This window comes from Mucilaginibacter sp. SMC90 (assembly GCF_022811725.1).
GTDB lineage: Bacteria > Bacteroidota > Bacteroidia > Sphingobacteriales > Sphingobacteriaceae > Mucilaginibacter.
This window is the reverse complement of sequence record NZ_CP094527.1, coordinates 1,936,251-1,949,813: the sequence shown is the minus strand read 5'-3', so window position 1 is coordinate 1,949,813 and position 13,563 is coordinate 1,936,251. Positions and strand designations below refer to the sequence as shown.

Genomic DNA, 13,563 nt, shown 5'->3' with positions numbered 1-13,563 from the left:
GGCCAGTTCTCATTTATAATTAATAGTTATGAAGTCTTCACGATTTTTAGAATACATCTACATTGATTATTATTCATCTACCCCCAAATACGTTCAGTTAGCTAACTCGATAATCAAAAGCGTACGTGAGGGAAAGTTGATCATCAACGAAACGCTGCCTTCAATCAATGAGTTAAACTGCAATTTTGAAATATCACGTGATACCGCTGAAAAGGCTTATAAACACCTGAAATCAATAGGCCTGCTTGGCTCAGTACCCGGCAAGGGGTACTACATCAAAAACACTGAGGCCGGGCAACAATTCAAGGTATTTTTAATATTTAATAAATTAAGTACCCATAAAAAGCTGGTTTATGATGCCATAGTTGACGGCCTTGGACATGAGGCTGCAATCGATTTCTATATATACAATAACGACTTTGAGTTTTTCAAGAAATTACTCCAAAACAATAGCAACGATTATACCCATTACGTGATCCTGCCGCACTTTATGGACGGCGGTGAAAACGTTCATGACATTATTAATACGCTGCCGAAAGAAAAACTTATAATACTCGATAAATTGGTACCTGGCATAAAAGGTGATTTTGCTGCGGTATACGAAAATTTTGAAAAAGATATTTTCCAGGCACTGGAAGAAGCTTTACCGCAACTAAGAAATTATCACACCCTAAAGATCATCTTCCCGGAATACACTTATTTTCCGGGTGAAATTTTGAAAGGCTTTTTTAGCTTCTGTATTCAATATGCATTTACTTACAAGGTTGTTCATGACATACATGGAGAACCGATAAATGAAGGCGATGTATTCATTAACCTTATGGAAAACGACCTGGTGGTTTTGATTGAAAGGATCCTGGCTACAGAGTTGAAGATAGGCAAAGACGTTGGCGTAATATCTTACAATGAAACCCCGTTAAAAAAGATCATCCTGAATGGTTTAACCACCATATCAACCGATTTTGAAGAAATGGGAAAAATGACTGCAAATATTATTAAAAACGGCTCAACAGGACGATATGAGGTGCCTTTTTACCTTACACTCAGGGCTTCTTTATAATGATTTTCTGATAATTATTTTAAACGCATTTTTTATAACAGCCGCTTTATTTTGCAGCATCAACTCTGCCGTTTTTCGGCCCATTTCTTCAAAATCGGTTGTGATAACAGTAATATCCAATAATTCTTTAAATACGGTTTCGTTAAAAGATATTACGCCAACGTCTTTACCTAATTCATAACCGCTTGCCCGTGCGCCTTTAATCAAATCGGCAAGGTCATTTTCGGTAAGCACAATGTAAACAGCACTCTTTTTGAGATCTTCTGCTTTAAATGCGTCAATTACTTCAAATTTTTTGTTGTTTTCTTCGCAAAACTGCATAATGCCATCCTTAATTTCGGGTGGATGGTGGCGGTCTAAAGGGTATATAATAATTAATTTTTCGTATTTGGCAATGAGGTCGGTCACCACCTTCAACGCGCCGTAAATATCGTTACGAAAATCCTGAAAAACAGCCGATTGCTTGGCTAACTTTGGCAAGTCTTTATCCAGCAAAATTAACTGGTCAATTGGGATCTTTTTTAAAATAGCCAAATATTCCTGTTCATTACTATAATCAAAAAAATGCGGCATAACAACATAATAGTGGTAGTTGCCCAAATTAGCATCTATACTTTCTTCAAGTAAAGCAGGATTGTAATGATGAATATGAAGGTCAACTTTAGCCTTATCCCCCAGAGTACGTACTATGGTATCATAAACTGTTTTTTTATAAGAACTCAACTTATTGAACAGCAAAAGTACTTTTATCCTCACATCGGGCTTGCCAACTACAAAATAGCCTTTGCCAGAAACCGAACGGATGTAACCATTGTTCTTAAGTATCAAATAAGCTTTTTCAATGGTATCCCTTGCTACACCGTGTTGTTTGCTGTATGTATTTATTGATAGCAGCTTTTCATTTTTCCGGTAAACCCCCTTATCTATATTTTTACTGATAGATCCGACAATTTGCTGTACCAGGGATTTTACTCCGTAATTAGCTCTTTGCTTTGTTTGCATTCTGCTTTGTTTATAATTGGTTTACAACAGCCGTTTTGGCTAATCCTCTAAATTGTTCAAAGCCGGCTATAAAGCAATGAAAATATAAAATATGTTATTAAACTAAAATATTGGGATTATGAGACGGTGCCGGTTATTTTCTTTTATCAGAAACCGGAGACCTCTTTTCGGTAAATTTATGATAATTAAGGTCATTTAAAAGTATTGTTACGGATACTTAAATTCAGACGTTTTTAAAAACATCAGATTTTACGGTTTCAGGTAAAAAATCCAACAAAAATAAGTGATGCCACTAACAGAAAAAAGATGTTCATGACCGGGCAGGGTGAACCCTTATTGTAGTGCGGCGAAGGGTATCAACTTTACATATGCTTTTCATTAACATAAAATTATTGATGTTTTTTGCTTAAACCGGCTGCTCAGGCTGCATTTGACACAACAAAGCATTTACTGCAGAGTTTTCAAAAGGCAGTTAGCACGTTATAGCGTAAAGCCCTGTGAACTAAAAAAATACGGACTCTACCGAATTAAATTAAGCCATAGTTAAGCTATCATTATCAAAATATAACAAACTTGTTGCAAAGTTTTTTCGCAAACAGGATATCAACAAGCATAAACAGCCGTTTTAATGCGAAACAATGCTTAACAATAAATGTTAATCCGTTTATATACACATTGAAAATGAACCAGTTAAAAATGTTTTGACCTTAAAATATGGAAACTCCCACGATCTCAGAGTTTATTGAAAATTGCGATTTGATGCCAAACATCAGCCTTATCAACATACAATTGAATAAATTTAAATCTATTGTCATTTTTCAGGGTTACGCCGATGGCCTGCTCTTTTTTTCTTTTATTAAAGATATTAATCAAATAAGTGTAAGTGCGAAGGATATTAAATCAATCGAATCTGTAAAAGGTGTTTGGCAACGTCAATGATGGTACTACCACAGTTCGTCCAATCACCCGGCCAGTTCATTTTCGAAAACTTTATATCAGGGCGATAAACAATCTCAACAGAACGTTCTACAAAAGCTAAAAAACGAAAACTGCGAACTTTTTGCCCGCAGTTTATCATTATTTGTAATAAAATTTAAACGATCCCCTCAACGCTGATCTGCTCGCGTGCTTGCCTGGCCGCAGATACCATGTTTATTAATGCAGCTTTAGTTTCAGGCCATTTACGGGTTTTTAAGCCACAGTCGGGGTTTACCCAAAGGTTTTGCGCAGGCAGTAGCTCCGCAGCTTTAGTCAGTAGCGATACCATTTCATCTGTGGCCGGAACACGCGGCGAGTGAATATCATAAACACCCGGGCCTATCTCATTAGGATATTCAAAATGAGCAAAAGCATGTAACAACTCCATTTGCGACCGCGAAGTTTCGATAGTGATCACATCAGCGTCCATCGCCGCAATATGTTCGATAATATTATTGAATTCGCTGTAACACATATGCGTGTGGATCTGTGTCTTGTCTTCAACGCCGCTTGCAGTAATGCGGAAAGCTTTCACGGCCCAATCAAGGTAATGAGGTTGTTTGGCTTTACGCAGCGGCAAGCCTTCACGAATGGCGGCTTCGTCAATCTGGATGATACCAATCCCGGCTTTTTCCAACGCTGCAACTTCATCACGGATAGCAAGGGCGATCTGGTTAGTAGTAACATCACGAGGTTGGTCATCACGAACAAACGACCACTGCAGAATGGTAACCGGCCCTGTCAGCATACCTTTCATCGGCTTATTTGTCTGCTGCGCAGCAAAGGTGATCCAGCGTACAGTCATATCTGCGGGGCGGCTTATGTCGCCATAAATTACAGGCGGCTTTACACAGCGGCTGCCATAACTTTGCACCCAGCCATTTTTAGTGAACAAATAGCCATCCAGTTGCTCACCGAAATATTCCACCATATCATTCCGCTCAAATTCGCCGTGTACCAATACATCAAGGCCAATTTCTTCCTGCCAGCGAATCACTTCAACCGTGGCATCCTCAATAGCCTTTTCATACTGCGCAATGGTTAACTCGCCTTTCTTAAGCCTGGCACGTAACTGACGGATATCGTCAGTTTGCGGAAACGACCCAATGGTAGTTGTAGGGAAAGCAGGCAGGTTGAAGCGTTCGTGGTGTAATTGCTGCCGCACCGGGAAAGCACTGTTGCGCGTGGCATCAGCTTCGGTAATTGCAGCTACACGATCTTTTACAGCTTGCTTGTGTACTTTCTGTGATGTGCGGCGGCTTTCGGCAGCTTCTTTGTTCAACCTTAGCAAATCATGATTTCCTTCGGCTATTTGTTTTAGCTCGCTCACTTCGATGAGTTTCTGTTTGGCAAAGGCCATCCAGTTTTTGATTTCCGGGTCAATAGCCGTTTCAAATTCAAGATCAATCGGGCTATGCAAAAGTGAGCATGATGGCGCGATAAACACACGATCTGCCCCTAATTTTTCAACGGCTTTATTGATCAGGCCCAGCGATTTTTCATAATCGTTTTTCCATACGTTACGGCCATCAACCACGCCCAGCGAAAGCTGCAGATTGGCCGGGATCAGGGCCAGTACCTCATCTAATTGTTCAGGTGCCCGTACCAGATCGATATGCAATGCTGAAACCGGTAAGTTTACCGCCAAGGCTGTATTATCAAGCAGCGCCTCAAAATAAGTAGCCACTAAAAGTTTAACACCGCTTACGCGGTTAGCGATAGCCCGATAAGCATAATCAAAGGCTTCTTTTTCTTTTTTTGACAGATCGAGTGCCAGGGTTGGTTCATCAAACTGGATCCATTCTGCACCTTGTTGTTTCAGGCGGTTTATGATCTCCACATAAACCGGAATCAGATCTTTGATATGGTCAATGCGTTCAAAACCCTGTTCTTTTTCTTTACCCAGCAGCAAATAACTCACCGGACCAATCAACACAGGCTTGGCTTTTTCCCCAAGCGCCTGCTTAGCTGCGTTATATTCGCCAAATACCTTTTCAGAAAATATCTTAAACTGCTGTTTGGCAGTAAATTCAGGCACTATATAATGATAGTTGGTATCCAGCCACTTGGTCATTTCCATTGCCGTTATATCCAATCCATCCTTTTGGTAGCCGCGGGCCATGGCGAAATAAAGATCAAGTTCCAGGTTCCCCTTTACCTGTGTTAATACCGGGCTGTAGCGTTCCGGAATTACCCCCAGCATCAGGCTCATATCAAGCATTTGATCATAAAAACTAAAATCATTGCAGGGAATGAGGTCAATGCCGGTATCCAGTTGAGTTTGCCAATTATCTTCCTTAAGCGTTCGGGCAACAAGTTTCAGTTCGTCCAGGTCGATTTTGCCGCTCCAGTACTGTTCAGAGGCTTTTTTTAGTTGTCGTTGGTTACCAATCCGCGGGTACCCCAGGTTGTGCGTTTGCATCGTGTTCAACTTTAAATGGTTAATAATCTTTGTAAAAAATCCTGAACCATTTCGGGATGCAACGCGCTGAAATTTATTGGAAAAGAAGAAATATGTACACACAAAAACAGGGCACAACACCTCAATTGGGAGATTGCCCCTTTTGTATACACCTCATCCCGACCTGAGCTTCTAATCGCGAAAGCATCGTCAATACAGAAAAGGCAGGTATCCTGACTTGTAACAATTTTTATCATCCTTCCCGCTTTAGCAGTGGATATGTTTAATAAAAACCTTTTGTGTTACTTACAGTTGCGCGACAGTCCGTGATTTGCACACGGTTCCCTATTAATCTGCAGTTAAGCAAAACCTATTCTGATCGGTGAAATATGTAAAGAACTTTATTGTTTACAACAGAAGTTTTAAATTCCTTACAAAGGTATCAACCAACAATTTAAAATCTACAGAAATAAAATAAAAGGATAAAAAAGCTAAAATATATACTTTTTATAGCTAATAATACTTTTCATACACTACTTTTACCGCGCTGAAAAAATTTTATGCTATGGAAGGATTGGATGACATTGATTTACGGTTATTAAGGATATTGGGAAATAATTCGAGTTATACCATTAAGGAGTTGGCCACACAGGTAAACCTATCGCCAACACCTGTTTTACAGCGTGTAAAAAGACTGGAAAATAATGGATATATAAAAAAATACATAGCGTTGCTAAACCCCGAGAAGTTTAGCCAGGGATTCATTGTATTTTGCAACATCAAGCTCAAACGGCATGATAAAAAAATAGGCAATCAATTTGTAAAAGATATCCTAAATATCGACGAGGTAACAGAATGCTATAATGTATCTGGCGATTATGACTTTATCCTTAAGGTTTTTGCCAGGGATATGAAGCATTACCAGGATTTTGTTTTTAATAAATTAGGTTCGGTTGAAAGCATCGGTAGTACCCATAGCACGTTTGTTATGGCCGAAATAAAAAACGTGCATAATATTAACTTTTAAGATGTTAGCTAAGGCTGCCAATAACTTACCCGGCAACTGCATCCTTTTCCCTTAAAGCCATAGCAGGAACAACCGGTGAGGTTACCCCCTCGTTTTGGTTGAAAATCTGCAACATGGCTTTAGCATTTTCCTGCACGGGAAAAGGTAATACTGCCTGGTACATTTGCTGGTTAGTTGATAACAGATGCTTCAGCAATGTTATCATATGAGCCTGATCATGTGCAATATGCCAGTTTGTTATATCTCCATCCATTGGCCTTACAAAACTCACAACCTGGTTGCCCGCATACAGCGCTTCAACACACACAGCCCCAAATCCCTCATAATCTGATGTGTGTAAAAATATTTTAGACCGTTGCATCAAAGCTAAAACCTGGGTGTGGGCTAACCTCCCGGCAAATGTTATATTCTCTTCAAGTGAAAGCATGGCAGCTTTTTCCTTCAACCGGCTGCGTTCAGGGCCGTCACCGCACAAAACGGCTTTAATTGAAGGAAACATTTTCTTCATTTCGCTGATAACCTCTAAAAAAACATCATATTGTTTTAGCGGAATCAAATTACCGGCACCTATAATATCAATGTCCCGGTCAAAAGTTTTATTACCAAACATATTAGTGTCGATGCCAACAGGTATGATATGTGCAGGCCTGATGCCATAGTTTTTATGAAACTCCCGCACCAGGAAATCAGACAGTGCAATTAGAGAATCTCCGGTTGGTTTTGCCTTAGTAAAATATTTATTCCCGATTTTAGCATCCTGGCCCAGTAACCAGGTAAAATGTTTCAGCTTTTTCTTCCGGGCAAATAAACTTCCCAGGTATGCGCATTTACCCAGCCAAAAGCTTAGTAAACCAACAATATGATAATCGTTATAAATTGCAAGCAGCGTAAACCAAACCCTTAAACCGGTAAAACGGCGAATTATACGGCTATTAAACCGGTTACCAAAGGATATTACTTTTATGCCATGCCAGTAATACTCACTTGAAAAAAAAGGATACTGAAAAGTCAACACAATAATTTGCAATGCAGGATCAACATCGTTCAGCGCTTTTACAAATACCTGCTGCGGCGGGATACAGGTACTATCAGTTTCATTTGCCGGGAAACCAGGGCTTAGTATAACTAACGCTTTTGTTTTATTTTTCATGCAGCAGGCTTGTTACCGGCGTCGGTTACACTTATTTTTCTCAGCACACCGGTTGTATTTAATAATAGTTACGAATTAGCCTTATGTAAAGTTGCCTCGCAGCACCAGGCAGATAACATAGAATTAAAGGATATTTTTACAGCCTAAAACATAATAGCGTTGAGTAACGCCATTAAAAACTATTGGGGCTTAACTTAATGAGATAGAAAAACCCTTGTTATTGCTCCATTTATTGCACTGATCAAAGTTTTTTGTAAACTCAGCTACCGTCGCCCGGCGGTTTCACTGAGTTTACGAAATACATTAACCAATTAATATAGTATAAAGAACGAAGCGAATTGTGACAGTGTATTTATGCTTTACTGATCAGCGCTAATGACAACGCGGCAATATCACCTATATTTTCGGAGAGACCGGCAGGCACAATTCTGCAGGCACTCACCGATTCTTTGTAAGCCTCCCTGTTAATCACCTCAAGCATAACCGGCTCAAGCAGTTGCCGGGCACGTTCATATATGCTGCCAAGAATGATCATTTCGGGGTTAAGCGTATCAATCAGCAGGGCAAGCCCCCTGCCAAGATATTCTGCACAGGTCCGGTACACTTCTATAGCAACAGGATCACCGTCAAAGGCTGCATCGGCAATAGATTTGGCAGTAATGGCAGGCAAGTCATCAATGCTTTTACAAAAACTTACCAGCTCACCCACCTGCAGTTTTTCCCGGGCCTTAATTTGCCCTAACTGGGCGATGCCGCCACCGCTGCAATATCCCTCAAATGACCCTGCTTTACCAAAGCCAACCGGCCCCATATCGGCAAGTCGCATATGCCCTACCTCGCCGGCCAAATCAGACGGCCCCGAATACAGGCGACCGTCAAGAATGAGCCCTGCGCCCATCCCGGTGCCAAATGTTAAAAAGATGAGGTTATCAACACCTTTACCTGCCCCATATTTCCACTCGGCAACAGCACAGGCATTGGCATCATTTTGCAGCAGGGTTTTTATCTTAAACCTGGCTTCAGCCATTTTTACAATAGGTACCTCATCCCAACCCAATAAATTTGGCGGAGAAAGGATCAAACCCTTTTTACTGCTTAAGGGGCCTCCACAACTAATACCAATCCCATCCAGTTGTTCTGTACGTACGTTATGTTGTGACAACAGTTCCTCGGCCGTGGTAAACAGCAGTTCAATCATTTCATAAACCGGCCTGTTTGTGGGCATGGCTTGTTTATCCACAATAACGATCTCTCCATCGGCAGCAGCCTTACCTAATATTACCGCGCATTTTGTGCCTCCAATGTCAAATCCTAACAGCATATATTTTTAATTTTCTTTAAGTGGGCTTACCGAAATCGATTTAAAATTCACTTTACCGTGTTTAGCGTAAAACCAGGCGAAGTTTCCGTTTTGTTCATAGGTGCGGTTAACAATGGTACGTTTATGGTTAACATCTACATCTATGATACCATCTTTCATCACAATATCCACTTTGAAAGGTTTATCCAAACCGTCAACGCCTTCTATTACAGTATTACCTAACCTAACCGTTTTATTACCTGCCGAGAAATTAAGCCTGTAACCACCGGCAGCTCCCTCGCCCGAACGCAGGTAAAGCCCGAATTCTTCATTGGCCCCTATTGGCTCAATTTCAAGCGTAATGCGGCCATTAAGCGGCACATTTTCGATATGTGCAGAACCTACACCTCCCGGTGAATTAATGGCAGCACCATTATTGCCAAGCGGTGAAGCCTGCAAGTCGGTTGAAATTTTCAGGTTTAAAGCATCTCCTGTTTCCGGAATCATTTCTTGCGGGAAGCTGGTATCTAATGTACCGTCGGCCTCCTGGAAAACTTCCCTGAACAATGAGTTACCGCCAAATATTTCATGGTTTTCATCTTTGCTTTCAAAGCGGTTTGGCACCCATGCGGCCGCTATCCGTCTGCCATTTTTAAACTCGGCTGTTTTAACCACGTTAGACCAATCTTCATTCAGGGCCTGGTAACGCGGTGCTTCCCATGGGCCATAAGGATTTTTTGATTTTACGTAAGACGTGTTACTGCCGTCACTGTAAACAAGATAATACCAGCCTTTCCAAAAAAAGTAATCAGGACATTCGGGTGTAGAGGGCTGGCCGGTTAATATGGGTTCATGAACAGTCCAGTTTTTCAGGTCTTTTGACGAAAGATGAACCAGCGCGCCACCATTGTTTTTCATTACCGGGTTTTCCTGCCAGCTGGAAACAAACAAATGAAACTCTCCTGTTTTTTCGTCTACAAAAACCTTGGGATCTCTAAAATCTCTTTTACTGTAGCCTGGTGCCGAAGTGTAGAAAGGGTTTGGTTTTTGCTTTTCAAAGTTCACGCCATCATTGCTGATAGCATAGCTCAGTTGCTCGTTCACTTTGCCATCATTGAGCAGGCGGGTAGCATAAAACGCATAGTATTTGCCTTTATGGTATACTACCGATCCTGTACAGATGGATTTTTCCCATGGCTCGTCAATTTTAAGCACCAGCGGAAATTGTTCCCAGTGCTTCAAATCGGTAGATTTGCTCAAAGCCCATTGGTGCCCGCCAAGCCCGTTCAGGCTTTTGTGATGCGCCGAATCCAGCAGCCAGTAATAATAATAGGTTCCGTCTTTTGAGAATGGGATGCAATCGCCCACAAAAAGGTTGCCTTTAGGTTTAAAGTATTGCATGCTCTTTGTCGATTGGACAGTCGGGTCGTACTTAACGCCCAATTGAGCTTTAGCCATAAATGCCATGACAGATAGTAAGCAGGCAAGTGTTAGTTTTTTCATATAATGTTAAATAAGTAAAAAGTAAACGGATCAGATATCTTTTGGCGCATCGCCGTTGCGCCAGTGGCTTTCAATAGCTTCCAGCGATTTCCCCTTGGTTTCAGGGATGTAATAGTATCCCCATACGGCACCGATAATACAGATAATGGCATAGCTCCAGAAGGTATAATCAATACCCAGGTTATTAACCAGCTTTAGGAACGTGAATGCTATGATAGCGTTAAAGCCCCAATGGGCCAGTGAGCCAATACTCATACCCACACCACGTACGCTAAGTGGAAATACCTCTGAAATAAGCAGCCAGCCCAGTGGGGCAAGACTGATGGCTATAAAAATAATATAGCATACAATGCTTAAAACCGCAAAAACCGGCAGGCTTGAGCCAAGCGCTTCTTTGAAATGAAAGCATGCACCCAATAATGCCAATGAAGGGATCATACCCCAAATGCCTACAAAGTACAACTTACGCCGGCCTACTTTATCAAGCAGGAATACCGAAAGCAGGCAGGCCAATACATTTACCCCACCAATGATAATGGCCGGGATTATACTTGCCGTATTACTTACTATCCCAGCTATTTTGAAGATGATTGGCGAATAATAAATGATAGTATTAACACCCGAAAACTGCTGAAAAAAGAAAATGCCAACGGTGATGATCAACGGGGCACGCAGCCAGGGCTTCAGGATCTCGGCCGATGAAACCTTGTGCTGTGCTGATAAAGCAATTTCTTCCTGAAGACCGGCTAAGGTACTTTCTACCATATCAGGATCTTCCAGTTTCAGGATAATTTTCTTCCCGTCTTCCCAGCGGTTTTTGCTGATAAGCCAGCGTGGCGTTTCGGGCAAAAAGAACATGCCTAAAAGCAAAATGGCTGCCGGTACAAAACCAACCAGGAACATCCAGCGCCAGCTTTCGTTGTTGGTATCGTTTGATAACCAGTAATCGGTAATGTACGAAAGCAGGATCCCTAAAGTGATCATCAGCTGATTTAATGTTACCAGCGCCCCCCTAACCCTGGCAGGCGAAATCTCTGAAATATACATTGGCACCACATATGATGTGATACCAATGGCAAAACCGATAATAACGCGCATAATCATCAATACAGTTACGTTAGGTGCATAAGCACACCCCAGGGCACCAACAGTGAAAATTACCGCATTGATAATGATCATTTTTTTGCGGCCGATGATGTCAGATAGTTTGCCGCTTGTTAAAGCGCCAACAACTGCACCAACAAGCACTGTTGTGGTGATCCATTCAATACTGGCATCGCTAAGATGCCAGTACTGTTTTAAAAATGGTAATGCCCCTGAGATAACGCCGGTATCAAAGCCAAATAAAAGGCCACCGGTTGCCGCAATAACTGCGATGAGCAGCACATTAGGTTTTAATTTCATAATTTTTTAGTTAGAATCCTGGGTTTTGTTTGTACAAGCCCTTGCTATAATTGATTTGGTTAAGCGGGATCGGCAAATACTCATCCCGCCCCTTCGTAAATTTAGCAGTTTTGAGATAAGTACGCTTGGTTGACTCACTCGTAAAATAACTATTTAGGTAAGTATCGGCAATACCCCACCTTACCAAATCAAAGAAACGGTTACCTTCCATAGCAAACTCAAGCCTGCGTTCGCGGCGCAAGGCCTGGCGCGCGTAATCCTGCGTCCAAACACAGTTTACGCCGGGCTGATATAAGCTAACCTTGTAATTGGAAGTGAAACTACCGTCGGCCTGTTTTAACCTTGCAGTACTGTTGCCGGCACGCTGCCTGATCATGTTGATGAGCGGCAGGGCTTCATTCGGCCTGTTTAGTTCAATAAGCGCCTCAGCTTTCCAAAGCAACACATCGGCAAAACGGATCAGCTCCCAGTTTTTTGAGCTCGACATAAATGGCGGGATCTTTTGAAATGATGGGTCGTTGGCGGCGGCATCATCTTTCATACTGGTGAAATAACCGTAAATAGCAGGTGCGCGTGCCCAGGAGGTTTGGTAAACAAAAGTAGGTACATATTTAAATGGGTGACCGGGAATCCCCACAGTATGATCAAGCCTTGGATCAAAAGTTTGGTTCAGAAAATCGGCTACCTTGGTGGCATCTGTATTGTTATAACCTGTAAACATGGGCAGGCCGCTGGCATCCGTTTTAAAGTTGTTTACCAGGTCCTGACTCGGGATATGCTGCCAGCAGCAACCATATTCGGGGTTCATAGGATAGGTAAGCGAGTGCCCCATATCAATGCGGCCAAACTGCGTACCATCATTTTTTGAATACTGGATGGCAAATACCGATTCAGGGCCGTTTTCGGTAGCCTCCAAAAAGTTATCTCCAAAATCGGGGGCAAGTGCATATCCGCTGAAGTTGATGACGCTATCGCAAAGACCTACCACCTGATTTAGTTTAGCCTGATCAATACCGGTCATGTTATGATTATCATCCTGTTTATACGCCTGGTAAAGCAGGGTTTTCGCCAGAAAAGCTAATGCTGTGTATTTATTAGGCCGGCCTGCGTCTGCCTGTTTTGCGGGTAAAACATTGGCAGCATATCTGAAATCTGCCGCTATCTTATCCCATAACTGATCGCTGGTCATGGCGGTATTTGAAACCTTGATATACTCTGCAGTTGGCACATTCTCGTCAATATATGGCACCCGGTTCCATAATATTTTCGCCATAAAATAATGATTGCCTCTTAAAAACCGCATTTCGCCCTGCCTGCTTGTTTTAAGCGAAAAATCAGATGGCGCTATATTGTCAAGGCGCAGCAGGGCGTTATTAGCCCTTGCAATGTTATTATAGATCTGCGCCCACATCTGGTCGGTTAGGCTATTGGTATTTTGGTTGGTTACAAATGTTTCGTAATCATTCCACTCGCTGTTATCGCCAACACCGTCGCCACCTTTGTATGCATCACCACTGCGCATACTACCCCAGGGCCATAAGCTATTGGATGTATGCAGGTTTTCGTTGCCTAATGCTGCATATGCGGCAACAACCATTTTTTCTATATTCTCCGGGGTGTTTAGCTGATCGCTGGCTATAACGCCCTGCGGCTGCTCATCAAGTGCCTTTTTACAGGAACCCAGCGTTCCTATCAGGCAAATTATCAGTAATAAATATTTTTTCATCTCATTAAAATT

10 protein-coding genes and 1 riboswitch are annotated in these 13,563 nt (G+C 41.9%); of the genes, 3 read left to right on the top strand and 7 right to left on the bottom strand.

Annotated elements, in window-relative coordinates:
• The first annotated feature begins 28 nt into the window (after positions 1-28).
• Positions 29-1,060, top strand: coding sequence for a GntR family transcriptional regulator (locus MTO98_RS08540; protein WP_243486228.1), 1,032 nt, complete (start codon positions 29-31; stop codon positions 1,058-1,060).
• Here the strand turns inward: MTO98_RS08540 and MTO98_RS08535 are convergent.
• The gene (locus MTO98_RS08535) at positions 1,055-2,062 is read right to left on the bottom strand and encodes a substrate-binding domain-containing protein (protein WP_243486227.1); all 1,008 of its coding nucleotides are present in this window, start codon (positions 2,060-2,062) and stop codon (positions 1,055-1,057) included. The genes MTO98_RS08540 and MTO98_RS08535 overlap by 6 nt on opposite strands.
• 714 nt (positions 2,063-2,776) lie before the next feature.
• On the opposite strand from MTO98_RS08535, the gene MTO98_RS08530 reads away from it, so the two are divergent.
• Positions 2,777-3,001 carry a hypothetical protein gene (locus MTO98_RS08530; RefSeq protein WP_243486226.1) on the top strand — a complete coding sequence of 75 codons (225 nt, stop codon included), beginning with the start codon at positions 2,777-2,779 and terminating at the stop codon, positions 2,999-3,001.
• A 154-nt stretch (positions 3,002-3,155) separates the two neighbouring features.
• On the opposite strand, the gene metE is transcribed toward MTO98_RS08530, so the two are convergent.
• The gene (metE, locus tag MTO98_RS08525) at positions 3,156-5,462 is read right to left on the bottom strand and encodes a 5-methyltetrahydropteroyltriglutamate--homocysteine S-methyltransferase (protein WP_243486225.1); all 2,307 of its coding nucleotides are present in this window, start codon (positions 5,460-5,462) and stop codon (positions 3,156-3,158) included.
• 184 nt (positions 5,463-5,646) lie between these two features.
• Positions 5,647-5,830: riboswitch (cobalamin riboswitch) on the bottom strand.
• 176 nt (positions 5,831-6,006) lie between these two features.
• Between metE and MTO98_RS08520 the strand changes: the two genes are divergently transcribed.
• Complete coding sequence (locus MTO98_RS08520; protein WP_243486224.1) at positions 6,007-6,468, top strand: Lrp/AsnC family transcriptional regulator; 462 nt, start codon at positions 6,007-6,009, stop codon at positions 6,466-6,468.
• A 25-nt stretch (positions 6,469-6,493) separates the two neighbouring features.
• On the opposite strand, the gene MTO98_RS08515 is transcribed toward MTO98_RS08520, so the two are convergent.
• The 5 genes from MTO98_RS08515 to MTO98_RS08495 form a co-directional block, all read right to left on the bottom strand.
• Complete coding sequence (locus MTO98_RS08515) at positions 6,494-7,618, bottom strand: glycosyltransferase family 4 protein (protein ID WP_243486223.1); 1,125 nt, start codon at positions 7,616-7,618, stop codon at positions 6,494-6,496.
• 352 nt (positions 7,619-7,970) lie between these two features.
• Positions 7,971-8,939, bottom strand: coding sequence for an ROK family protein (locus MTO98_RS08510; RefSeq protein WP_243486222.1), 969 nt, complete (start codon positions 8,937-8,939; stop codon positions 7,971-7,973).
• A gap of 6 nt (positions 8,940-8,945) precedes the next feature.
• A complete protein-coding gene (locus MTO98_RS08505) occupies positions 8,946-10,421 on the bottom strand; it encodes a family 43 glycosylhydrolase (RefSeq protein WP_243486221.1) in 1,476 nt (491 codons plus the stop codon).
• Positions 10,422-10,451: 30 nt separating this feature from the next.
• Positions 10,452-11,825: a sugar porter family MFS transporter gene (locus MTO98_RS08500; RefSeq protein WP_243486220.1), complete on the bottom strand. Its 1,374-nt coding sequence runs from the start codon at positions 11,823-11,825 to the stop codon at positions 10,452-10,454.
• 10 nt (positions 11,826-11,835) lie between these two features.
• Positions 11,836-13,551, bottom strand: coding sequence for a RagB/SusD family nutrient uptake outer membrane protein (locus tag MTO98_RS08495; RefSeq protein WP_243486219.1), 1,716 nt, complete (start codon positions 13,549-13,551; stop codon positions 11,836-11,838).
• Positions 13,552-13,563 lie beyond the last annotated feature (12 nt).

Coding starts and splice junctions, on each gene's coding strand:
- MTO98_RS08540 (WP_243486228.1), top strand. CDS start 29: ATGAAGTCTTCACGATTTTTAGAATACATCTACATTGATTATTATTCA.
- MTO98_RS08535 (WP_243486227.1), bottom strand. CDS start 2,062: ATGCAAACAAAGCAAAGAGCTAATTACGGAGTAAAATCCCTGGTACAG.
- MTO98_RS08530 (WP_243486226.1), top strand. CDS start 2,777: ATGGAAACTCCCACGATCTCAGAGTTTATTGAAAATTGCGATTTGATG.
- metE (WP_243486225.1), bottom strand. CDS start 5,462: ATGCAAACGCACAACCTGGGGTACCCGCGGATTGGTAACCAACGACAA.
- MTO98_RS08520 (WP_243486224.1), top strand. CDS start 6,007: ATGGAAGGATTGGATGACATTGATTTACGGTTATTAAGGATATTGGGA.
- MTO98_RS08515 (WP_243486223.1), bottom strand. CDS start 7,618: ATGAAAAATAAAACAAAAGCGTTAGTTATACTAAGCCCTGGTTTCCCG.
- MTO98_RS08510 (WP_243486222.1), bottom strand. CDS start 8,939: ATGCTGTTAGGATTTGACATTGGAGGCACAAAATGCGCGGTAATATTA.
- MTO98_RS08505 (WP_243486221.1), bottom strand. CDS start 10,421: ATGAAAAAACTAACACTTGCCTGCTTACTATCTGTCATGGCATTTATG.
- MTO98_RS08500 (WP_243486220.1), bottom strand. CDS start 11,825: ATGAAATTAAAACCTAATGTGCTGCTCATCGCAGTTATTGCGGCAACC.
- MTO98_RS08495 (WP_243486219.1), bottom strand. CDS start 13,551: ATGAAAAAATATTTATTACTGATAATTTGCCTGATAGGAACGCTGGGT.